General features: G+C 51.5%; 21 protein-coding genes. 12 read left to right on the forward strand and 9 right to left on the reverse strand.

Annotated features, from left to right (window positions below; all coding sequences use genetic code 11):
* Together P0078_RS15365 and P0078_RS15370 are read left to right on the forward strand one after the other, a co-directional pair.
* Positions 1-483 carry a GNAT family N-acetyltransferase gene (locus P0078_RS15365; RefSeq protein WP_282930805.1) on the forward strand — a complete coding sequence of 161 codons (483 nt, stop codon included), beginning with the start codon at positions 1-3 and terminating at the stop codon, positions 481-483.
* Positions 484-494: 11 nt separating this feature from the next.
* Positions 495-1,265, forward strand: coding sequence for a VIT1/CCC1 transporter family protein (locus P0078_RS15370; RefSeq protein ID WP_282930806.1), 771 nt, complete (start codon positions 495-497; stop codon positions 1,263-1,265).
* Positions 1,266-1,268: 3 nt separating this feature from the next.
* On the opposite strand, the gene P0078_RS15375 is transcribed toward P0078_RS15370, so the two are convergent.
* The gene (locus P0078_RS15375) at positions 1,269-2,351 is read right to left on the reverse strand and encodes a GGDEF domain-containing protein (RefSeq protein ID WP_282930807.1); all 1,083 of its coding nucleotides are present in this window, start codon (positions 2,349-2,351) and stop codon (positions 1,269-1,271) included.
* Between the two features lie 290 nt (positions 2,352-2,641).
* On the opposite strand from P0078_RS15375, the gene P0078_RS15380 reads away from it, so the two are divergent.
* Both P0078_RS15380 and P0078_RS15385 read left to right on the forward strand, forming a co-directional pair.
* Positions 2,642-3,049 (forward strand): macro domain-containing protein, encoded by a 408-nt coding sequence (locus tag P0078_RS15380; RefSeq protein ID WP_282930808.1) that lies wholly within the window; start codon positions 2,642-2,644, stop codon positions 3,047-3,049.
* 535 nt (positions 3,050-3,584) lie between these two features.
* Positions 3,585-4,346, forward strand: a complete 762-nt coding sequence (locus tag P0078_RS15385; protein ID WP_282930809.1) for a hypothetical protein — start codon at positions 3,585-3,587, stop codon at positions 4,344-4,346.
* A gap of 113 nt (positions 4,347-4,459) precedes the next feature.
* On the opposite strand, the gene P0078_RS15390 is transcribed toward P0078_RS15385, so the two are convergent.
* The 3 genes from P0078_RS15390 to thiI form a co-directional block, all read right to left on the reverse strand.
* The gene (locus tag P0078_RS15390) at positions 4,460-6,496 is read right to left on the reverse strand and encodes a glycosyl hydrolase family 18 protein (protein WP_282930810.1); all 2,037 of its coding nucleotides are present in this window, start codon (positions 6,494-6,496) and stop codon (positions 4,460-4,462) included.
* Between the two features lie 533 nt (positions 6,497-7,029).
* The gene (typA, locus tag P0078_RS15395; protein ID WP_282930811.1) at positions 7,030-8,838 is read right to left on the reverse strand and encodes a translational GTPase TypA; all 1,809 of its coding nucleotides are present in this window, start codon (positions 8,836-8,838) and stop codon (positions 7,030-7,032) included.
* A 200-nt stretch (positions 8,839-9,038) separates the two neighbouring features.
* Positions 9,039-10,520 (reverse strand): tRNA uracil 4-sulfurtransferase ThiI, encoded by a 1,482-nt coding sequence (gene thiI, locus P0078_RS15400; RefSeq protein ID WP_282930812.1) that lies wholly within the window; start codon positions 10,518-10,520, stop codon positions 9,039-9,041.
* 101 nt (positions 10,521-10,621) lie between these two features.
* On the opposite strand from thiI, the gene P0078_RS15405 reads away from it, so the two are divergent.
* The 6 genes from P0078_RS15405 to P0078_RS15430 all read left to right on the forward strand — a co-directional run bounded on the left by P0078_RS15405 (position 10,622) and on the right by P0078_RS15430 (position 16,404).
* Positions 10,622-10,870, forward strand: a complete 249-nt coding sequence (locus P0078_RS15405) for a hypothetical protein (protein ID WP_282930813.1) — start codon at positions 10,622-10,624, stop codon at positions 10,868-10,870.
* Positions 10,846-12,252, forward strand: a complete 1,407-nt coding sequence (glnA, locus tag P0078_RS15410) for a glutamate--ammonia ligase (protein ID WP_108734896.1) — start codon at positions 10,846-10,848, stop codon at positions 12,250-12,252. The genes P0078_RS15405 and glnA overlap by 25 nt, the downstream gene beginning before the upstream one ends.
* 184 nt (positions 12,253-12,436) lie before the next feature.
* Positions 12,437-12,997 (forward strand): DUF4124 domain-containing protein, encoded by a 561-nt coding sequence (locus P0078_RS15415; protein ID WP_282930814.1) that lies wholly within the window; start codon positions 12,437-12,439, stop codon positions 12,995-12,997.
* A gap of 330 nt (positions 12,998-13,327) precedes the next feature.
* On the forward strand, positions 13,328-14,410 hold the full coding sequence (gene glnL, locus P0078_RS15420) for a nitrogen regulation protein NR(II) (protein WP_282930815.1): 1,083 nt from the start codon (positions 13,328-13,330) through the stop codon (positions 14,408-14,410).
* A gap of 3 nt (positions 14,411-14,413) precedes the next feature.
* Positions 14,414-15,820, forward strand: coding sequence for a nitrogen regulation protein NR(I) (gene ntrC / locus P0078_RS15425; protein ID WP_282930816.1), 1,407 nt, complete (start codon positions 14,414-14,416; stop codon positions 15,818-15,820).
* 245 nt (positions 15,821-16,065) lie between these two features.
* Complete coding sequence (locus P0078_RS15430; protein WP_282930817.1) at positions 16,066-16,404, forward strand: PAS domain-containing protein; 339 nt, start codon at positions 16,066-16,068, stop codon at positions 16,402-16,404.
* A 68-nt stretch (positions 16,405-16,472) separates the two neighbouring features.
* On the opposite strand, the gene P0078_RS15435 is transcribed toward P0078_RS15430, so the two are convergent.
* Positions 16,473-16,994, reverse strand: a complete 522-nt coding sequence (locus P0078_RS15435) for a peroxiredoxin family protein (RefSeq protein ID WP_282930818.1) — start codon at positions 16,992-16,994, stop codon at positions 16,473-16,475.
* 155 nt (positions 16,995-17,149) lie between these two features.
* Here P0078_RS15435 and P0078_RS15440 point away from each other — a divergent pair, with 155 nt between their 5' ends.
* Together P0078_RS15440 and P0078_RS15445 are read left to right on the forward strand one after the other, a co-directional pair.
* Positions 17,150-17,353 carry a hypothetical protein gene (locus P0078_RS15440; protein ID WP_282930819.1) on the forward strand — a complete coding sequence of 68 codons (204 nt, stop codon included), beginning with the start codon at positions 17,150-17,152 and terminating at the stop codon, positions 17,351-17,353.
* Positions 17,354-17,621: 268 nt separating this feature from the next.
* The gene (locus P0078_RS15445) at positions 17,622-18,212 is read left to right on the forward strand and encodes a bestrophin-like domain (RefSeq protein ID WP_282930820.1); all 591 of its coding nucleotides are present in this window, start codon (positions 17,622-17,624) and stop codon (positions 18,210-18,212) included.
* Positions 18,213-18,285: 73 nt separating this feature from the next.
* Here P0078_RS15445 and P0078_RS15450 read toward each other — a convergent pair whose 3' ends face one another.
* The 4 genes from P0078_RS15450 to P0078_RS15465 form a co-directional block, all read right to left on the reverse strand.
* Positions 18,286-19,365 carry an AI-2E family transporter gene (locus P0078_RS15450; RefSeq protein ID WP_282930821.1) on the reverse strand — a complete coding sequence of 360 codons (1,080 nt, stop codon included), beginning with the start codon at positions 19,363-19,365 and terminating at the stop codon, positions 18,286-18,288.
* 82 nt (positions 19,366-19,447) lie between these two features.
* Positions 19,448-20,158 (reverse strand): D-Ala-D-Ala carboxypeptidase family metallohydrolase, encoded by a 711-nt coding sequence (locus P0078_RS15455; RefSeq protein WP_282930822.1) that lies wholly within the window; start codon positions 20,156-20,158, stop codon positions 19,448-19,450.
* Positions 20,159-20,174: 16 nt separating this feature from the next.
* The gene (locus P0078_RS15460; RefSeq protein ID WP_282930823.1) at positions 20,175-20,576 is read right to left on the reverse strand and encodes a hypothetical protein; all 402 of its coding nucleotides are present in this window, start codon (positions 20,574-20,576) and stop codon (positions 20,175-20,177) included.
* 463 nt (positions 20,577-21,039) lie between these two features.
* Positions 21,040-22,587 carry a phosphoenolpyruvate carboxykinase gene (locus P0078_RS15465; protein WP_282930824.1) on the reverse strand — a complete coding sequence of 516 codons (1,548 nt, stop codon included), beginning with the start codon at positions 22,585-22,587 and terminating at the stop codon, positions 21,040-21,042.
* Positions 22,588-22,823 lie beyond the last annotated feature (236 nt).

Raw genomic sequence — 22,823 nt, forward strand, 5'->3', positions numbered from 1 at the left:
ATGGATATTCGGCAGGCTATAGAGAGTGACCTTGAAGGCATGTGGAGCCTCTTTTTTGTTGTGAGAAACAGAGGGGATCTGCCTTTCTCGAATAAGATCAGTCGAGAAATATTTTCTGCTCAATGGCTTAATGACGACTTACAGACTTATGTTGCCGAAGAGTTACCTCACTTGCTGGGGGTGTATAAACTAGGAGTTAATTTTCCAGGTATTCATAGCCATGTCGCGACAGCTAACTTTCTGGTGCACACAAATGTGCGCGATCGCGATGTAGATCGTGCATTGATCCAGCATGCAATCGCCAGGGCCCAGGACGCCGGCTATTTGGAAATGCAGTTCAACTACGTTCCCAGTGACAATGAGACCGCAATTTCCCTTTATACCGAGCTGGGCTTCACTATTATCACGACGCTTAACAAAGCATTTACTGATCCTTTGGGAAGGTTGCGAGATGCTTATGTTATGCAGCGATTTTTACAGTAGCTCGCCGGATTATGGACCGGCAAAACTCCAAACGCGTACAAGAAAGCCGGGAAGCCCTGATTGAGGAGCATCGACCAGAGCGTATTGAGGCGCGCCTGCGGAGTCGTCCACAATCACAGTGGCTCTCTGATTTTGTTTTGGGGGCGATAGATGGCTGCGTTACTACCTTTGCTATTGTTGCAGGTGCTTTTGGTGCAGGTTTTTCTGAAGCGGTTGTGCTTGTGATGGGCTTTGCCAATCTTATTGCGGATGGCTTTAGCATGGCAGTAAGTAATTATGAGGCTGCCAGTGTGGAGCGCGAGCAACGGGCCGCGGCTATGCGTACAGAGCGTCAGCATATTGCTTTAATTCCCGAGGGAGAACGGGAAGAGATCAGGCAGATTTTCTATCGAAAGGGATTTCGAGGTGAAGTTCTGGATAACATTGTTGCTACTATCACCACGAACCAAAAGTTGTGGATAGAGACAATGCTGGCGGAAGAGTACGGTATAAGTAGTGCAGAGCATAAGCCTCTGGGGGCGGCACTGATAACCTTCGCCGCTTTTTTGTGTGTAGGTGCTATTCCCTTGTTGCCCTACCTATTCCACAGCCTTAACCCCGCTGAACAATTTTATGCAAGCGCCGTCCTATCGGTTTGCACATTTTTTGCGATTGGTTTGTGCAAAGGTCTGGTGTTTTCCCATCACTTGCTAATGGCGGGCCTAAAAACTCTGATATTTGGCAGTGGAGCAGCGGCCTTGGCTCTCGCCGTTGGTTATCTACTGCGCCACTTGGTGAGCTAACGTTTAAGCTGCTACCACCTTATTGCGCCCGCCGTTTTTAGCTCGATACATACGTTTATCTGCTTCAGCTAATAGCTGATTGAGTGGCTTGCCACTGGTGTTGCCTTCGACGACTCCCAGGCTGATTGATATTTTAGCCGGGCGCGTATAGCGGCGGCTCAGAGCCGAAACTCTACGACGCAGTTTTTCCGCAAGGACACTACCGCCTTTCAAGTCAGTATTCGGCAGTAGTAACAAAAATTCTTCACCGCCCCAGCGCGCCACAATATCTTCGGACCGGGTGTTACTTTTCAAAACTTTCGCAACATCTTGCAATACCCGGTCTCCAAAGGAGTGTCCGTAGGTATCGTTGATTGTTTTGAAGTTATCCAAGTCTCCGATAAGAATGACATATTGATCCTGGAGCTCGCCATTGCGGCGTTCGAGTTCGCCAATTGCGCGAAAAGCCTCTCGGCGGTTGGCTAACCCTGTTAGCGTATCCGTCGCCGCGTAACTTTCCAGTTCACCAGTCAATCGCTGTAGCAATTGTTGGGTTTGGTGGCGGCTGCTATCCAGCAAGGCTGTCAGGGCTGTGAGAGCGCCAAATACGGCAATAAAACGAGCACGATAGGCCGTATCGTATTTGGCCGTAAGCCCTGGGAAGTCCGGATAAAACAGGATTGCTGCGGTGGCTAAGCCTATGCCCAATAAGGCTGTTGTCCCGGTTTTATAGCCGTACAAGTTGATAAAGCCAGGGACCAGCATAACCGCCCACATTAAGCCGGTATTGTTTACGCCACCGGTCAGCAGTAAGTAGAAATAAAGTACCAACAAGAGAATGCCAACTAGCATCGGCGTTTTTTCGGTGGGGCCAATGACATTGACGGTAATATATGCGAATAAAATAACCACAGCGACGATGAAGAGTGTCGATGCTTGTAGGATATTAGTGGCGGTGAGGGCAATAATTGCCATAGCCCCGGTGATAGCCATAGCGAATATCAGCATATAAGAGGAGGCCAATATCCGTCTGCGCAGATCTATGCGCTGTACCTCATCAATAGAAGTGGATATTGCGGGGTTTTGATTGTTATACCCTGAGCTCATAGTCATTCCCGTTGCTATACCGACTGCAACCTTCCGCTTGCTCGGGACCGTCCTGCATCATACAACTATGCTGGTAGTCACTGCCGGAGTGAAGCAATGCTGAGTATAGGGGGAATCTGTCACCGACCAAAGTAGCAAGCTACAGTATCAGTAACTCAAACTTTAGAACTGAGAAATCGTGACACAAATTCAGCTGACTTGTGGTGATATTTTGACGATGCGTGGAGATGCGCTGGTATGTCCGGCACACAAGCACCTAATTCGGGGGCGGGGGCTCTCGGCACAGATTTATGCCCATTGTGGGACTCGATTACCCCCAGTGTGCCAATCAAAGAGCCTGCCCAGTAGGTGAAGCTCGCTTGACTCGAGCCTATGATTTACCGGTCGATTACCTATTGCATACTGTTACGCCCCAATGGAGCAGTGGCGATCAATGGGGGAGCCAGGCCATAGTGCTGTTGAAGCACTGCTATGAGAGCGTTTTGGAGTTGGCGAAAGAGCGCGGCTGCAAAACGATACTGTTTCCGGCATTGGGAGCTGGCACTAACCGCTTTCCTCATGAGATTGCGGCACATCAGGGATTGGCCGTTTTACGCGCTTATGCTCCAATATTCGAGAGACTTACAGTTTGTTTGCACTCACAAACTGCATTGGCTCAGTGGCAGAAAGTTGAGCAGCGCTTTTATGGTCATCATTGATGTGTTGCGGGTGATTGAATGGGCAAAAGCCTTTTGAGTTTATCACCTAGTAAATCACTATTGATACTACAGTTAATGGTTCCTTCAATAACCTAATGTCGCGTATATAAGATAGTTCTGCTGTGCAGGCATATTGAGCCATGGCATTTCAGTCTAACAAGTAACAACTTACCAAGTTATCTTCTGATCTCATGAATTGAGATGTATTCATATGTTATACAGCCTTTTCTAATTCTTCCGTTGATTATTAAGTGCTATACCACCATCTAATTATTTAGCTCTAATGTACTAAATGTTACTTTCGTTGGTTGTAAAGAGCCATCTATTCGCTAAAGGTAGTTATTAATGATTTAATAAATACGTCCGGTTTCTATGTGTATTTTTTAAATCTAATAAATTTTTAGTAGCTATGAATTATTGTAAAGTCTGCATACAGGAGCAAGAAATCTATGAAGATTTAGGGCATAGATGTGCTTTGTGTCTAGGGTGGGAGTCCCCTAAAGTAAAAAATAGATCCTCTTTTTTACAGTTCCCAATGCCGTTGCTGAATAGAAAGCGCGTTATTATTCGCTGCAAGTGGGACTGGTTTGTCATCGTGCTTTCCCTTTTATTAGTGGCTATTATAGCTATTTCTTACTTTAAGTTTTTAGTATCTCGGCGAGTAGAGTCTTTATCTGAGGGCGCTATCTTGGCAGACCTTACTAATGAGGGATATATTTTATCAATACTGACAGTAATGTTTATTTCTATAATATTATTTGCGACCCTCTCTAAGCTGATTTCATACTTAATCCCTGCGGCAAGAGTAGAACTTGATAGGGAACTCAGTCTAAGATATTTTGAGGGCTATGGGTTAAAGCAGTCAATTCGTAACAATTTAAGAATTCTCTCGTTTTTTTTGGCTTGTTTTTTACCTTTGATGGTTTTGGGGCTAAATAGTTATCATGTTGTCAGCTCCAACGGGGTGAAATTTAATTCATTATTTTCCCTTTTTCCTAAAGAGTATAATTGGAGCCAAATTCAGGCGGTTGAAACAGTTACTGGTACTGGCGCGGCACGTAGCCGTTGGGTTCCAAAACACATTTTAAGAATGGATGATAATATAAAAATTAATTTAATTAATTATAAGTTGCAGAGATTTATTGCCTCTTACCCCAGTCTCAGAATTTATCTGCGAGATCAAAAGCACATTAAGTACGAGCAAAATTTGACAGATAATGGTATTCGTTGGCTGAGATATAATTTGTCAAAGGATGACTTTGGTGAAGTGATGCATATCTTACAAGATACGCCGTAATAATTATTTTAAACGCAGACTAAATAATAAATAGAAAGGACCCGATAAGGGCCCTTTTATTAGAAGAAACATTCAGCCGCCTTCCTTGAGATGGCGGCCAAAGTGTATCCAGATTACTGGCAGGAACTCGCTTCCCAGTACTGGGGAGCGTTAGCCGGGGACCACCAGTTGGGTCCAAAGGTAGACACGTAAACCTGGCCTTCAAAGGTTACTAGGTCGCCAACTTGATAGCCTTCGTCACCAGCATATGGCTGCTGGAATTCGGGGCAGGAAGCGGTCTCACCTGAACCTTGATCGCTGTCGGTGTTGTCATCGGAACCGTTATCGGCGTTGTCGTCAGAACCGCTATCGGAGCTATTGTCGTTGCTATCGCCAGAGCCGCTGTCGGAACCATTGTCGGAGCCTTCGCCCTCAGTTTGACAGGTGGTTTCGGTCCACAGCGATGGCGCGGAACCTGGAGACCACCAGTTTGGCTCGTGGGTGGACTCGTAGGCGACTCCTTCAAAGACAACAACGTCACCGACTGAATAACCTGGGTCGCCGGCATAGGGCTGTTCAAACGCGACGCAGGCGCTGCTTCCGCCATTATTATTGCCACCGCCACTTCCGGTGTCGCCAGTATCTCCAGTGTCTCCGGTATCTCCAGTGTCTCCGGTATCTCCGGTGTCTCCGGTGTCTCCGGTGTCTCCGGTGTCTCCGGTGTCTCCGGTGTCTCCGGTGTCTCCGGTATCGCCAGTGTCTCCGGTATCGCCAGTGTCTCCGGTATCGCTATCACTGGAGCCACCCTGTCCGAAAACTTCGAGTGCGGCATCGAGTAGTGGATACTGGTATTCATTGTTCTCCAATAACATTCCGCCGCGTAGCTGCCAGATCATCACGCCACCAAGGCCCTGGTCGAGCACATATTGGGCGCGTTCGGCAATAGAGGTGGTATCTTCGAACGAGATAAAGCCGCCATCTTCGAACCAACCGTAGTGGGTGACAGCCTCCGCATCGTAAGCGGTCTGGAATGAAGAGTCGCTCTGCATTTTCTCGACGATCTGGTAGTAGCGCGTCTCGGTGTCAGAGCCCCAGTGCGCCACGTCTTGTCCGGATGCAGCTTCACCGATTGCGGTGGCGCCAGCCACGCTGCGGCCGTAGTGGGACATACCCAGGGTGATCTTCTCAGCAGGAATATTGCCCTCAGTCATCCACATATTGCGGCAGCTGTCTGCGTCGAAGCCTTCGTTGACCTGGCCTTCATAGGGGTACAGCGGCGAGGTGTGCTGGGCTACGGTATCCCAGTCGCCACCAAAGTCATAAGTCATCAGGTTGACATAATCGAGGACTTCGCCCACAGCAGCAAAATCATAACCCTCTTCTGCAATCGAGGGGCCACAGGCCACGGCAGCGGTCAGTTCCAGATTTTTGCCGGTCTCCGCTTCAACCTCATCGAAGCGCGCGCGCAGCTCTTGCAGCAGGGTGGTGAAGTTTTCTTTGTCGATCGAGCGGCCGCCGTTCGGCTCATAGCCGGGGTATTCAAAATCGAGATCGAGGCCATCGAAATCCCAGTCAGTAAGCAGTGTCACTGCATTTTCGATAAAGGCTGCACGCGCGGTGTCGCTCTCCATCATCTCGGAGACTTTATGGGAGAGGGTCCAGCCGCCCATGGATAGGATTGCCTTGGCGCCGTCGTCGTGTACCGATTTTACGAAACCTGACTCGTGGTCATTCCAGCCTTGGCAGACCGCAGGCTGAATACTGGAATCGTATTGGCTGTAGGGGTGCCAGAATTGCGGCGAGCATTTTACGGGACCATCACCGGCGCCGCCGGAAAATGATTGGGCGCCCAGGCCGTAGAAAACGTAGGGATCGGTAAAGTAGATGTTGCCGTTTTCGTCATTCCAGGCAAAGGCGTACTGAACGTGAGTGAGCTTGGAGAAATCCACGTTGTCATGGGTGAAGGACGAGTCGGCCCAATATTCCCAATCGGCCCAATAGGCAGATACACGTTTTTCAGTTTCTTGTGCGCTGACATTTCCGCTGATGGCGATTGCTGCTGCGAGAGCTGCTGCTGCTTTTAATTTAAACCCAAGTTTATTAAATCCGCGCTCACTGCGGCTGCCCTTCAACATCCCTGTTCGATCCTGGGATTGCAGGAAAGAAAACATTAGATTGACCTCCCATAGGTCTTATTTATGTATGAAGAGATTTGTCGTTATATTTGAAAAAATTGGAATAAATGGCGGGGTAAAAGTTCCGCGGGAAAATGTGAAATAAATGTGCAAGCCACGGAGAACAGTGGCTGAGTGGCTATATTTATTTCTGCTGTAATTTTGTGAAGGGGACAATAAAAAGTGCGTACATAAATTTAATTGCACCTTCCAGGAATAAATATTTGAGCAGGTCAACGATAAAAATGGTCGATTATTTAATATAAAAAGAAAATAAATTTCCTTTTTAAGTTAAGAGGTGGGAGAAAAATACCGGTTACTGGCGAGCGTTATTTGCGGCCTCTTGCAGGTAGTCTCCCCCGCAGTTTAGTGCAGCACGGCCGCTGTCGAGTTAATCAATCACCTCTTTACTATGTAATGTTGCTACGGAGCAGTTTTTGATTATCTCTCTTCAGGGGTTGAGGATGTCATGAAATGGTAAAACAAAAAAGGGCCCAGGGGGCCCTTTTTAAAGTTGAAGAAAATACTAATTATTTCTTCGCGCGCTTGCGCATATTTTCCTGCAAAATTTTCTTGCGCAGGCGGATAAAGTTAGGAGTCACTTCTACCAATTCATCGTCTTCGATAAATTCCAGAGCCTGCTCAAGGGTATGACGAATGGGTGGTGACAGAGTGAGTGCATCGTCAGTACCTGACGCGCGCACATTAGTGAGCTGTTTAGCCTTGGTGGGGTTTACCACCAGGTCGTTGCCACGGGAGTGAATACCGACGATTTGGCCTTCGTAGACCTCTTCGCCGTGGCCCAGGAACAGGCGACCACGATCTTGCAGTGCGAACAGACCATAGGCGAGGGTTTTGCCTTTGACCATGGAAACCAGTACACCGTTGATGCGCTTGGCCACTTCACCTTGCTTCACCGGACCGTAGTGGTCGAAGATACTGGTCATAATGCCAGAACCACTGGTGATGGTAAGGAATTGGGAGCGGAAGCCGATCATGCCGCGCGAGGGCACGATAAAGGTTAGGCGCACGCGACCTTTGCCATCGGGCTCCATATTGGTGAGATCGGCCTTGCGCAGGCCCAGCTCTTCCATAATGGGCCCCTGATGAGGTTCCTCAACATCGATAACCACTTCTTCATAAGGCTCGTGGATCTCTCCGTCGACCTCTCTCTGCACCACTTCGGGGCGGGAAACGCCCAGCTCGAAACCTTCTCGGCGCATGGATTCGATCAGGACAGACAAGTGCAATTCGCCACGGCCGGAAACCTTGAACTTATCAGGAGAGTCGCCTTGCTCTACACGCAGGGCCACGTTGTGAATCAGCTCCTGGTCAAGACGCTCTTTGATGTTGCGCGAGGTAACGAACTTGCCGTCCTGGCCAGCAAAGGGGGAGTCGTTGACCTGGAAGGTCATGCTTACGGTGGGCTCGTCCACGCTCAGGGCGGGCAGGGCTTCTGGAGTATCCAGATCGCACAGGGTATCGGAGATATTTAGCTCACCCACACCGGTGATACACACGATATCGCCAGCACTGGCTTGCTCCACTTCTACACGCTCCAGGCCGAGGTAACCCATAACCTGCAGGACCTTGGCTTTGCGCGAGTTGCCCTCGCGATCGAGAACTACCACTTGCTGGTTCGGCTTCAGGGTACCGCGAGTGATACGGCCAACGCCGATTACGCCTACGTAGCTGGAGTAGTCCAGAGCGGAAACCTGCATCTGGAAGGCGCCGGTGGGGTCAACCTTCGGGGGCTCAACCTTGTCCACAATCATCTGGAACAGCGGCGTCATATCGTCGGCCAGGTCGGTGTCGTCGAGACCGGCGATGCCGTTCAGGGCGGAGGCGTAGACAACCGGGAAGTCCAACTGCTCGTCGGTGGCGCCGAGGCTGTCGAACAGGTCGAATACCTGGTCCATCACCCAGTCGGGGCGAGCGCCGGGGCGGTCGATCTTGTTAATCACCACGATCGGGTTGAGGCCCTGCTCAAACGCCTTCTGGGTTACGAAGCGGGTCTGCGGCATGGGGCCATCTACTGCGTCTACGAGCAGCAGAACTGAATCCACCATGGACAGTACGCGCTCTACCTCGCCGCCGAAGTCGGCGTGCCCTGGGGTGTCGACAATATTGATGCGGTAGTCATTCCAGCGGATAGCGGTGTTTTTCGCCAGGATGGTGATGCCACGCTCACGCTCTTGATCGTTGGAGTCCATGACGCGCTCGGCGCCTTCGTCGCGGCGGTCGAGAGTGCCGGACTGGGACAACAGCTTGTCCACAAGGGTGGTTTTGCCATGGTCTACGTGGGCGATAATCGCAATATTGCGCAGATTCTCTATCACTGGGGGCCTCTGGGCGTTAAATCTTGGTAAGTCGGGGCGGGGGCCTGCGGGGTTTCTACAGCAGCATTCCGGCCAAAGGCGGCGATTATAGGGGGGCCGCATGACAATTGGGAGTGATTTTGAGTAAAAAATCACCGCCCCGGGGCGCTGATCGCTTTAAAACCCGCGCGGGCGGTGATTGCCCGCGCCTTGAGCAGAAGTTACTTCTTAATGGTTTCCGGTCTGTGGGGAATCAGCGGGCGCAGCACGCCCACATTGCGAAAACCTTCGTCCAGCAGGTGTGAGGCGTGCAGGCGGCTCATAACGCCTTTGGAGCAATACAGGAGGTACTCGCGTTCCTGGTCCAGGTGGGCGAAGCTGTTGTTGAGGCGGTAGAAGGGAATAGTCTGCACCTCACAGCCTAGCTCCAGTGGGTCCAGCTCCTCTTCATCCGGGTGGCGGATATCGATTACCACGGCGCTGCCCGGCTCTTCGCGGATCTCCACATCCGGTGCTTCGCCATCGACTTCTTCGATCACCTGATCAATATTTTGCATCACCCGATTGCTGATAGCGCGATCGAGGACGGTGAAATCGAAGCGGTTTTCCTCGGACTCCACTTTTTCAATCTTGGCGCGGGTGGTGGGTTTTACCGAGATAACGCCGCAGTACTCCGGCATATTGGCGGCAAACTCTTCGGTGCCGATGGCCCGGGAGGTACGGATAATATCGGTCTTGTCGGTGGTGATCAGTGGGCGCAAAACCAGGGTATTGGTAACACTGTCGATCACCGACAGATTTTTCAGGGTCTGGCTGGAAACCTGGGCGATGGCTTCACCGGTGACTACGGCGTCCACCTCCAGCTCCTTGGCGATTACATCGGCAGCGCGCAGCATCATGCGTTTCAAAATGACGCCCATATGGGAATCGTCGACCCGCTCGAGAATCTCTGCCACTACTTCGTCAAACGGCACGGTGATAAAGCGCACCCGGTGGGAAGCGCCGTATTTGTTCCACAGGTAGTAGGCGACTTCTTTCACGCCCAGCTCGTGCTGGCGTCCGCCCAGGTTGAAGAACAGGAAGTGGGTGCGGATACCACGCTTCATGGTCATGTAACTGGCCACGGTAGAGTCGAAGCCACCGGATACCAGCGACAAAACCGGGTCTTGCGTGCCCAGGGGGAAGCCGCCCAGGCCGGGATGTTGCTCTTCGATCACGTTGAGCTTGTCGTGGCGGATCTCCAGTTTAACGGTGATGTCGGGGTTTTTCAGTTTGACTCCGGATGCCTCGGTATTCTTGTTGAGGCCGCCGCCCACATACTGTTCCACATCCAGGGACTGGAAGTCGTGTTTGCCGGTGCGTTTAACCCGTACACAGAAAGTCTTGTCTTTCAGGGCTGCGCCCCAAACCGACAGGGTTTTCTCGTACATGTCGTGCAGGTCACCCAGGGGGAACTGGCGCACGCGGGAGAAGTTGGCGATGCCGGGGGTGTGAGAGAGCACCTCCTCGATACGTCCACCCAGGTGGGACACAGCATCGGGCGCGATCACATCGATCTTTTCCCAATCCTTGCGCACCTGGATACGGTCGTCCAGCTGGCGCAGCAGGCGCTGCAGGTTGTCCTTGAGCTGGCGCGACATGCGCTTGCGCACAGGGTTGCTCTTGATGGTGATCTCTGGAAAAAACTTGACGACAAAGTGCATGGGAATCCGTGGGGTACCGCATGTTGATAGAAGGTGCGGCATTATAAACTAGCCGGAGCCAAGTTGGTTGTGCACTGTTTGCGGGCGAAGCGAGAGCAAATATGATCTATTTTGGTGCGTATTTATGTGGCTGCTCGGCCACAATACATCTATCCTGGCTGCGTCAGCACTTTGCTGGGGCTCGCACCGGCGCCAACCGGGACTATGAGGCGATTGCCCTAATTTGGCACACTCCTTGCTTTATTTCACGCCAGGTAGAGAGTGAATGCCGGCAGCGACAGCAAGGCATAGCGACCAATTACTTTTCAAGACCTGGAGGACTGCAATGTCAGCGAAAACGCTCGGTTTGATTAATGAAAGTGAAGCGAAATGGATAGACCTGCGCTTTACCGATACCAAGGGTAAAGAACAACACGTTTCCATCCCTGCGTCGGAAGTTGACGGTGAGTTCTTTGAAGAAGGCAAAATGTTCGATGGTTCTTCCATCGCCGGTTGGAAGGGCATCAACGAATCCGACATGATCTTGATGCCGGACGACGAGACAGCTTTCCTCGACCCCTTCACCGATGAGAGCACTGTTATCATTCGCTGTAACATCGTCGACCCAATTACTGGTCAGGGTTACGAGCGCGATCCTCGCTCCATCGCATTGCGCGCTGAGGAATACCTGAAGTCCACTGGTCTGGGTGACACCGCTCTGTTCGGTCCCGAGCCCGAGTTCTTCGTATTCGACGATATTACCTGGGGTGCCGAAATGGGTGGCGCCTTCTACAAGATCAACTCCGAAGAAGCAGCCTGGTCCTCTGGTCACAACTTTGCCGAAGGCAATATTGGTCACCGCCCCGGCGTTAAAGGTGGTTACTTCCCGGTTCCTCCGGTGGATTCCCTGCACGACGTTCGCGCCGCTATGTGTTCTGCGATGGAGCAAATGGGCCTGCGCGTAGAAGTGCATCACCACGAAGTGGGTACTGCTGGCCAGTGTGAGATCGGCGTTGCCGCCAACACCCTGACCAAGAAAGCGGACGAAGTACAGATTCTCAAGTACGCTGTACACAACGTTGCCCACGCCTACGGCAAGACCGCGACCTTTATGCCCAAGCCGTTGGTTGGCGATAACGGTTCCGGTATGCACGTTCACCAGTCCTTTAGCAAGGATGGCGTAAACCAGTTTGCCGGTGACGCCTACGCTGGTCTGTCCGAAGCTGCTCTGTACTACATCGGCGGTATCGTTAAGCACGCTCGCGCCCTGAACGCGCTGTGTAACGCTTCCACCAACTCTTACAAGCGTCTGGTACCTGGCTTCGAAGCGCCGGTAATCCTGGCTTACTCTGCGCGCAACCGCTCTGCGTCTATCCGTATTCCTTTCGTGCCCTCCCCGAAAGGCAAGCGCATCGAGACTCGCTTCCCGGACCCGACCGCCAACCCATACCTGTCTTTCGCCGCACTGCTGATGGCGGGTCTCGACGGTATCAAGAACAAGATCCACCCTGGCGATGCTGCGGACAAGGATCTGTACGATCTGCCGCCGGAAGAGCTGGCTGAGTACCCGACTGTCGCTTCCAGCCTGGAAGGCGCCCTGGATGCTCTGGACCAGGATCGTGAGTTCCTGACAGCCGGTGGTGTATTCACTAACGATGCTATCGATGCCTACATCGAGCTGAAGCGTGAAGAAGTAGAGCGTCTGAACATGACCACTCACCCGGTCGAGTTCGATATGTACTACTCTGTGTAATGGCGACCGGCATCTCTGTGATGCCGTCGAGCCGTTCTCGAAAAGCCCGCGCCACTCTGGTGCGGGCTTTTTTATTGCGGGTACACTGTCGGCTGGGACTTAAAGGCGCAGTATTTTGTATCTGTAAAAAACGGTGCCGATAGTATGAAAATCTCTATGACTGGCGTAGGAGAGGAGTTAAAGGATGGCCAATAGCATGTTGGGAGTGCAAACACTACTGAGAGCTGTTTTATTGATTTTGCTCCTAGTGGCTGTGGTAGCCTCCGCAGAAAGTGGCGCTATTTATAAAATAGTGGGTCCCGACGGCCAGATAACCTTTAGCGATACACCGCCACCAAACGGCAGCTCGGAAGAGGTTGAATTAACCCCGCTCAATGTCCAGCCGATCGCCTTGCCGAGGCAACTACCCTCCCGAAAATTGTCTCCGAACACCAAAGGTGAAAGTTCTGAGCCTGTTTCTATCCAGATTGTGAGCCCAATCAATGAGGCCACGATCCCCCCTGGGCAAACCCTGATCGCGCTACAGATACAAGTAACTCCAGCCTACCCAGAGGGTTCGAGTTTTTATGCGATTATTGATGGCCAACGTTGGCAGGGGAGTGCGTACGGTAATGCCTTGGATATTTCGGCCCTTGAGAGAGGAACTCATACCTTACAGGCCGTCTTGGTGGGCTCGAATGGGCAGGTGCTGGCTCAGTCCAAAGTGGTCACCATTTATGTGAAGCGCCCCATAGCTCGGGGTTGATTAACTGCGAGCGAAAGCTCCCGCAAATCCTGCAGCCCCCTCACTTCCTGTTTACGTCTAACCCCAACTGTCTGTTTTTTGACCTTTGCACCGTTGTGGTGCATTCTCCTTGTGGCTGGCGGCATCGTATTTTTTGAGCTCGGTAACTCGCTATGTCACTACAGCTAGCTGCGCACTGAATGTGTCCGGTTGTAGCTACGCCGGCCGGTAAATGCCAGCTTATGCGCCATTTTGGTTTGCTTTTTGCACTGACTGGATACAGCACTTGTCTGCTGGGGGTGACTAAATGGAGTTTGGTCAGAGCCTCGGAATGAACCGGAAATTTTGTGAATGCTGAATGATCGCCAGTTGCGCCAATTACTCGATAGCCTGACTTCCGCAGTGTTGGTATTGGATGAAAACTTATCGCTTTGCTACTTGAACAATGCCGCTGAGGACTTGTTGGCCGCTTCCAGTACCCGAGTCAAAGGCTCGATGTTGGAGGAGGTGGTGAAAGAGTCTCCGGCTGCCTACGAGGCGATGCGGGAAGCGCTGCGAAAAAATGAGAAGTACACAGTCCGCCGCGCCAGTTGGCGACTGAATAATCTTGAAACCCGAACTGTGGATTACTCAGTCAGCCCGGTCCCCGAGTTTTCCGTGTTGCTTGTGGAAGTGCAGCCGATGGATCGCCTGTTGCGGATTGCCAGGGAAGACGCGCTGCTCAGCGCCCAGGAAACGACACGAAACCTGGTTCGCGGTATGGCCCATGAGGTCAAGAACCCCCTCGGTGGTATCCGTGGGGCTGCACAACTATTGCAGCGCGAGTTGCCGGACCGGGAATTAGACGAATATACACAGATTATCATTGAGGAAGTGGATCGCCTGCGCAATCTGGTTGACCGTTTATTGGGGCCACGTCAGCCGGTAGTACTACAACCGGTTAATGTGCACGAGGTTCTGGAGCGGGTTGCCCAGTTGCTGGATGCAGAGTGTATCGGTGAGCTTCAAATTCGCAGGGACTACGATCCGTCTATTCCCGATGTCCCCGCAGATAGCGAACAATTGATTCAGGCGCTGCTCAATATTGCCCGCAATGCCATGCAAGCCATCGATGAAAGTATTGGTCTCAGCAGTGGGGAGATGGTACTGCGCACGCGTATCCAGCGCCAATTCACCATTGGCCGCCGCAATTGCCCATTGGTCTGCCGTATTGAAATTGAAGATAACGGCCCGGGCATACCGGAGGAAATTCGCGAGCGGATATTCTTCCCGATGATCTCCGGCCGCGCCGAGGGTTCAGGTCTTGGACTTTCGATTTCCCAGAACATTATCAATCAGCACAAGGGGTTGATTAAGTGTGACAGCCAACCCGGCCGTAGCATTTTCCAAATTTATCTCCCCCTGACTACCGAATTAGCAAATACAGGAACCTAGAGAATGAGTAATCGCGTTTGGATTATTGACGACGACAGATCAATCCGCTGGGTGCTGGAAAGAGCGCTATCGCGTGAGGGGATTGATACCCAGTGCTACGAAAGTGGTGATCGCGCCCTGGATGATTTTTACAGTGATTCACCGGATGTGGTAATTAGCGATATTCGTATGCCGGGTTCCGATGGTTTTAAATTGTTACAGCGCTTCCAGGCTGAACGACCGAGCTTGCCGATAATTATTATGACTGCGCACTCGGACCTGGATAGCGCTGTAGCCGCTTATCAAGGGGGCGCCTTTGAATACCTGCCCAAGCCATTTGATATTGATGAGGCCGTAGCGGTAACCCGACGCGCCTTGATGCACGCTAGTGAGCAACGTGCTGAAGAGCAGGTTGAGCCGGAAAATGGTCAGGGTAGTAAAGAAATCATTGGAGAAGCGCCGGCGATGCAGGAGGTCTTCCGTGCGATTGGCCGTTTGTCTCATTCCAACATCACGGTTTTAATCAACGGTGAATCCGGTACCGGTAAGGAGTTGGTGGCGCAGGCTCTGCACAATCACAGTCCGCGCAGGGATAAGCCATTTATTGCATTGAACATGGCGGCTATACCCAAGGACCTGATGGAGTCTGAATTATTTGGCCATGAAAAAGGGGCCTTTACCGGTGCCAGCTCCCAGCGTGCCGGACGTTTTGAACAGGCCAATGGTGGCACCCTGTTTCTAGATGAAATTGGTGATATGCCCGCAGATACGCAAACCCGGTTATTGCGCGTGTTGGCTGATGGTGAATTTTACCGTGTCGGTGGCCACACCCCGGTCAAAGTGGATGTGCGTATTATTGCGGCGACTCACCAGGATCTGGAAGAGTTGGTATGTCAGCATAAATTTCGCGAGGACCTGTTTCACCGCCTGAATGTTATTCGCATCCATATTCCAAGACTCGCGGATCGCCGTGAGGATATTCCGCGATTGGTGAGGCATTTCTTTAATGCTGCGGCAAAAGATCTGGGGGTGGAGTCAAAGATCCTAACCAAGGAAACTGAGGAGTACCTCTCTGGGCTGGATTGGCCCGGTAATGTACGACAACTGGAAAATACCTGTCGCTGGATTACCGTGATGGCCTCCGGGCGCGAGGTGCATATTGAAGATTTACCACAGGAGTTACACCAACAGGGAGTGGCGACAGAAACACCGGCGGATTGGCAAAAAGCTCTGCGCCTATGGGCCGACCAGGCCCTGTCTTCCGGCCAGCGTGAAATTTTAAATGAGGCTGTTCCTGCATTCGAACGTGCACTGATAGAAATTGCTCTAAAGCATACGGCGGGGCGCAAACGCGATGCAGCTGATCTGTTGGGATGGGGTAGAAATACCTTGACGCGAAAATTAAAAGAGCTGGAGATAGGCGGAGAATAAATAACGCATAAGGTCTTTCTGGATAAGATAGGAAGACCTATCTAAGACGTCTCTGAATAAGTCTGTAGGCCAGAGGTATCACGGAGTTATTCAGAGGCTCTCTAATTTAATTTATTTTTCTCCTTATAGGTTTTTATTCAATGAAATAAGCCCCTGAATTTAGCTATTTGGAGATAGCCTGAACGATATGCTAATTGCCTGCTAAAATCAGACTTAATTGATAATGTCTGGGTGGTATAGGCGATATGACTGCTGATGAATTGCGAGTAGTTGCCGAGGTTCCATTTTTATTTTGGGTAAAAGATCAAACAGGCGTATATCTATGGGGTAATCGCCAAATATGTCAATTGGCTGGTGGTGAAGTCATTGGTAAGACAGACCGGGAACTTCCCTGGTCAAATAATGCTGATGCATTAAAAGCTGCGGATGATCGGGTTTTTTCCTCAGGGAAACCCGAGCACCTGCAAGAGTATGTCGATAAATCCAGCCGTGGAGAGGTTACGTTAAATGTCTGCAAGTGGTTGGATGAATTTGAAGGGCGGGATTGCTGTTTTGGGATATCTTTTGTCATTGATTCCCAATAGCCCAATAGAGCATTGGGCTATTTCATCGTATATTCAGAGGCTTCTTAGTCGCTCCGGACTATTTATTATCAGGCTGACTCCTTTTTAACACCCAATTCACCAAGCGTTCGCGCTATATCTTCTGCGCTGGTAGCCGGCTTAATATCCTTGTCAATTTTTTTAATTCGTCCATCTTTACCGATATAAATGGTAACGCGACGGGCGATATTCATTACGGGAACAAGTACATCGTACGCTTTAGCCGTTTCACCGGTGGGGTCACTGAGTAACGGGAAGTCCGCTTCGCTTTCTTCAGCAAACCGGGTGTTATCGTTAAGATCATCTGTACTGGCCATAAAGTAGGTGACTTCATAGGCTTTAATTTTATGACCGTTTTGGGCGAGCGATTTACACTCTATGGTGCAGCCACGGGTGAATGCCTTGGGAAACCAGGCGATCACAACAGCGCTTTTGCCTTGGAGGTCCGCCAATGTGTGGGTTTGGCCATCAGACCCCTGCAGAGTAAAATTTGGCGCCATTTCACCAACTTCCAGAGCGAGGCTGGGAAGGCTGATAAACGCCGTAATTAAGAAAGTCAGCAGATATTTCACGAATATTTCCCTTGTAGTTTACCGATACGCCTATGCTACTGCCCTAAGGTCTAACTGGCCAATAGCTCTTCTATAACTGCTATGCTTTATGCGCCAAAGTAAGAAAATTGGTGCGTCAATGCACTGTTTGGACTTGCCGTTTTGCAGGGGCTTAAATGCGCTTTGACAGCCTTTTCTATACTCTGCCACTTCCACTGATCTATACCATTTCAGTTGCCGTAGTGCTTTGCGCTTTAGCTGTGGGAATTTATCTGGGGCAGCGGCGGGTATCGAAAGCCAGTATCAAGGAGGACGCTTCTCTCGGTAGTGCGGTAGCTGCCACTTTGGGCCTGGTCGTATTCGTTTTGGCATTTACCTAAGGAACCTCTGAATAACCCCGTAATGCCTCTGCGGGTCTTGAAGGCTGCAGATGTTAGGCGCAGCTTGCCGCGAATGGCTCTAGCCCTTTGCAAGGGCTGCAACGCAGCAGCTGTGGCCTTCAAGGCCCGCCCTTCGGGGCTTGCAGAGCGATTCACACTCCGCGTTACGACTTCTTGAAAGGTCTGGACATTCCTGCGAAGCCGCGCCTTGATTGTGAACCGCTCTGCATGCCAGAGGTATCACGGAGTTATTCAGAGATTCCTTGATATGACAGCCGACCGATTTAATGAACGCAAGGCATTGCTGTTGCAGGAGGTAAATACCATTCAGGCCGCATATTTGAATGCGAGCTTTCTGCAATTGGATAAGCGGAATAAGGCGCGAGACTTAATAGCTGAATATGTAAATCTCAGGGATATTGACCCATCAATCGCCGTCACTCCGGAAGATGTAGCTCGCAGTGAGGAAATTCACAAAGCTCTTTGGCGTTTGATCGAGGCGCATATCGCACAGGATTACAACGCCGATTATTTACGCCAGTTTGCCGAGCAGGTTAACGGGATGGTAGATCTGCACCGTGCCAGGGTTGTGGTTGGGCTGCAATATCGTATACCGGGTCCACTCTGGCTATCCCTGTACTTCATGACCATTTTGGCGATGCTGGCAATTGGATACCAGTTGGGTATAAGTCGCGGGGGATCTGCCCAGGTAGTTGTAGCTTTAGCCCTGACTTTCTCAACAGTGATTTTACTGGTGGCGGACTTGGATCGGGCAAACGAGGGAGCACTGCTGGTTGATCAGTCGCCGATGAGCGATCTCAATTTGCAGCTAAAAGAGCTACAGGAGGCTGCCCCCTGAGCTGTTGTGTGAACTGACTTTGCATATTAATAGGATGGGGCGGAATTAAGGCTTTTCCGCCCCGGGGAACAGGTTAAAGATCTTCAGGTTTTTGTGGCATTAAGACATCTTCGGGATGCACAAACTCACGCATAAAAATCTCCCAGAAGGCGAGGAATAATGCAGCGAGCAGAGGCCCTATCGCAAAGCCACTGATTCCAAACATAAACAGACCGCCGACAGTGGAGAAAAGCACTAAATAGTCAGGGAGTTTTGTGTCTCGACCGACCAATATTGGGCGCAACAGGTTATCTACCAGGCTGATCACGGTGAAACCATAGGCGAGTAAAATCGTTGCCTTCATAGGTTCGCCAATAGCATAGAGGTAGATAGAAGCGGGGAACCAGATCAATGCGGCACCGACGGCGGGCAATAATGACAACAGGGTCATTAAAACACCCCAAAGCACCGGTGCCGGTAAGCCCAGCACCCAGAAAATAATTCCGCCCAAGCCGCCCTGGGTAATAGCGACTACCAGATTTCCTTTGATGGTTGCGCGAGTGACTTCAGCAAACTTTGCCAGCAAAAGGTGCTCGCGCTCATCACCCAGTGGCAGGGCGTGGATAATCAGGTTTACCAGCCTTTCACCATCGCGAATCAGGAAGAAGGTGAGGTAGAGCATTAAGCCCAACATAACGAAAAAGTTAACAGTATTCTGTCCGACTTCAATCGCATTTTTTGCGACGAAGCTACCGGCATTCATCACACCACCCATCAGGCGCTGCTTGGCTTCCTCGACATCCACGCCAATATTTTCGAGTGTGCTGTTAACCCTGGGGAAAGCACTGCGAATCTGCTCAAAGGATTTAGAAACATCAATTTGTCCTTCCTGAATCCGGTGATAAAGAGTTACCGCTTCATTAATAAAAGAGGTGGCCACTACCAATACGGGTATCACCAATAGAACGATACACATAAACAGGGTTAGCAGAGCCATTAAATTAGGCGAATTGGGAAAGCGCTGCATCAGCAGACGGTAAACGGGATAGAAAATCAGTGCGGTGGCACAAGCCCAAAAAATAGGGGTAAAGAAGGGTTTTATTAGGAGTAAAAAAGCTACGCTGACCAATAACAAGGTCAATATAAATGAGCGCCTTTCCAGTTTTTCTTGCACTGCGACTTCCTCTGCTTCTCTTTCGGCAGCCCAGTGGTAGGGCGCCTAATTTTTGCTCTATCTAAGCAGATGCAGTGGGGTTTTACCAGCGTCTATATCCGCACGTATCCACGTGAAATCGAATGCCCCGATAAATTCCCAGGCCCATTTGCCACTCGCGGCCGTTGCGCTTGTGGATATCCCTCAGTACGGGCACCAATTGCTCTCGGGAGAACTTCTTTTTCGGAACTATATCCAGCCCGCAGAAATGCAGGTGTTTACTTCCCTTGGAACCTCCGGCCTTACGGTTGTAATCTACCGTACGCCACCCGGAGACCACAGTTACCGGGCCGACGCGGGGCACTATTTCCCGCTCGATTACCCGCAGAGTATTTACGATGCCCCACCAGAGCTCCTTGGGAGGGATGGCGAATGCGGGTTCGTCCAAATCCTGCCAGTCACTGCCCTGACGCAATAGCTCATAGGGTTGCACAACCTGTTCAACCCGGTTGGAGCGCAGGAATTTTTTGAGTTGAGTAAAGCGTGCATGGTTATTGCCTTTGCTCAGGAAGCGGCTGAATACCCTCTCGGAAGCTGCCGGATAGCCCTGGATATCGTAAACCTCCGGGATCATTAGCAGCGGTAGGATATCGATAGGGGATTTCACCCGGTCATCAGCCTCGCGCGCTCGTTCGTAAGTAAAAACAAATAGACCGGTGAGAATCGCCAGTGCGATTGCCCCAATGATGATGATCCGCCGGCGCAGTTGACGCTGGCCGATTTCTACGCACTCTTTGTTACTTTGCATAACCATCGGGCAGCTCCCTCAATTACCAGGTGCGATAGCCACAGGTATCGACATGAAACAGGACATCGTCAATCAGGCCCATCCCGACATTGCTGTCGGGACCGAGGCGTGCGTGCAGTGTGCTTAGCTCTTCAGCGAGTTCGTTTTTACCGATATTGGAATTCGGAATTAAGTCCAGCCCGCAAAAGTCACGGTGGCGGGGCTGGTCTTCGGTCGCAAGTTTTCGGTTGTAGGCATCAGTGCGGTAGGCGGAAACCACAGTGACAGGGCCAATTAGCGGTATTACCTGGTCTCGCACCAGGGTGAGGGTTTTCACAATATTGGACCACTGGTCCCTGGGCGGAATGGCGAATGGGGGCTCCCCCAGTTCCAGCCAGTCCCCCCTGTCGCAGAAGATCACGAATAGGAAAAACCTCGGCGACACCCCGGTCCCGAAGCAATTGATTGAGTGCTTGTACGCTGGAGCGGTTACTGCCCTCTCGCAGGAATTTGTTAAAGGTCTCCTCGTTGGCGATGCGATAGCCACGCTGCTCGACATAGGACTTCTCTTGCGAGGAGAGGAATAGGTAGAGCCAGAGGGTAAACAGGATGGCACTGAGTATTAAAGTGAGGGCACTGACGACCACCCGATTGACTCTTTGTCCGGGCGGCTTGTGTGGGAACAGAGTTTCGAAGCGAGTAAACGAGTTACCTGCGGACATAGTGCTCGCGATTGCTGCTGAGAGAGTTATTCCACCGACGCTAAAATCGTCGGCGCCTGTTTACTCACTATAGCCGCAAAAATCGACGGGCTGCGGGCTTGGGATCAGCCACAAAAAAAGCCGCTGGTCCCGGGGGAGCAGCGGCTTTTGGGTCACGGACAGCGCACTGTGCCCGACAACCTCTACTTAGGCTTTAGGGCCTGCATTTTTAACGTCTTCGCTGACATTGAACTTCTCAATGTTCTCGGCGAACAGCTTGGCCAGCTTGCCTGCCTGATCGTCGTAAGCAGCTTTGTCAGCCCAGGCTTCACGAGGGTTCAGGTAAGACTTGTCCACGCCGGGCACTTCCATCGGGATATCCAGGTTCAGGGCATCCAGGTGCTCAGTGGCAACGCCTTCCAGGGCGCCGCTCTGGATAGCGGCAACGACAGCGCGGGTTACCGGAATCGGGAAGCGCTTGCCGTTGTCGCCGGAGCCGCCGGTCCAACCGGTGTTTACCAGGTAGACCTTGGAGCCGAACTCTTCTATGCGCTTCATCAGCAGGTCTGCGTATTCGCGCGGTGCACGGGGCATAAACGGCGCGCCAAAGCAGGTGGAGAAAGTCGGGTGGATACCGGCCTCTGCGCCCAGCTCGGTGGAGCCTACGCGGGCGGTGTAGCCAGACAGGAAGTGGTAAGCCGCAGCCTCTTTGGAGAGGATGGATACCGGTGGCAGTACGCCGGATACATCGCAAGTCAGGAAGATAACGTTCTTCGGCTCGCCAGCGCGGTTTTCCAGCTGACGCATTTCGACGTGCTCCAGCGGGTAGGAGCAGCGACCGTTTTCAGTCAGGCTGGTGTCGCAGTAGTCAGCAGTGCCGTGATCGTTGGTTACCACGTTTTCAACGATGGCGCCGAAACGAATGGCATCCCAGATTACCGGCTCATTTTTCTGGCTCAGGTCGATGGTTTTAGCGTAGCAGCCACCTTCCATATTGAAGACGGCACCCTTGGTCCAGCCGTGCTCATCGTCACCGATCAGGTAGCGCTCGGGATCTGCGGACAGGGTGGTCTTGCCGGTACCTGACAGGCCGAAGAACAGGCAGGTATCGCCATCTTCGCCGACGTTAGCCGCGCAGTGCATGGGCATTACGTCTTTTTCCGGCAGCAGGAAGTTCTGTACGGAGAACATTGCCTTTTTCATTTCGCCGGCGTAGCGCATACCGGCCAGCAGTACTTTGCGCTGACCGAAGTTGATAATTACGCAGCCTTCGGAGTTGGTGCCATCGCGCTCGGGCTCACAGACAAAGTGAGGAGCGTGCAGGATTTGCCACTCTTCCTTGGACTTGGGGTTGTACTTTTCGGCGCGGATAAACATGTTGCGGCCGAACAGGTTGTGCCATGCAGTTTGGGTGGTCACTACCACTGGCAGGTAGTGGTCTTCATCCTGGCCCACATGCAGGTGCTGAACAAAAGTATCGTGACCGGCAACAAAAGCCTCTACACGATCCCACAGGGCGTCAAACTTATCCTGCGGGAAAGGACGGTTGACGTTGCCCCAGGCGATGCTGTCGGCAGTGGAGGGCTCTTCTACAACAAAGCGGTCAGCCGGGGAGCGACCGGTGCGTGCGCCGGTTTCAGTCACCAGAGCGCCTGTATCTGACAGCTTGCCCTCGCCGCGCGTCAGAGCCTGCTCTACCAATTGTGCCGGTGATAGGTTCTTGAAGACCATCGCGGAGTCGTCGATCTGTGCCATTCGTGGAATACCCGTGAAAGTTGGACAGTAAATAAAATGGGGCTGCCCAAGGTTTAGACAGCCGTAGAAAATTTTGGGGGCGCATTATTGCAAAATTCAAAATATGCGGATACCAACTATGGCTATTTTGTAGTCAATGACAGCGCTGTCATGGAAAATAATGTCGACTTAAATTCATGATATTAATGACCCAGTTCTTGATTATTCTTTTTCTGAATTTAACAGGGGCAGGTGGC

Source organism: Microbulbifer sp. VAAF005, from assembly GCF_030012985.1.
GTDB lineage: Bacteria > Pseudomonadota > Gammaproteobacteria > Pseudomonadales > Cellvibrionaceae > Microbulbifer.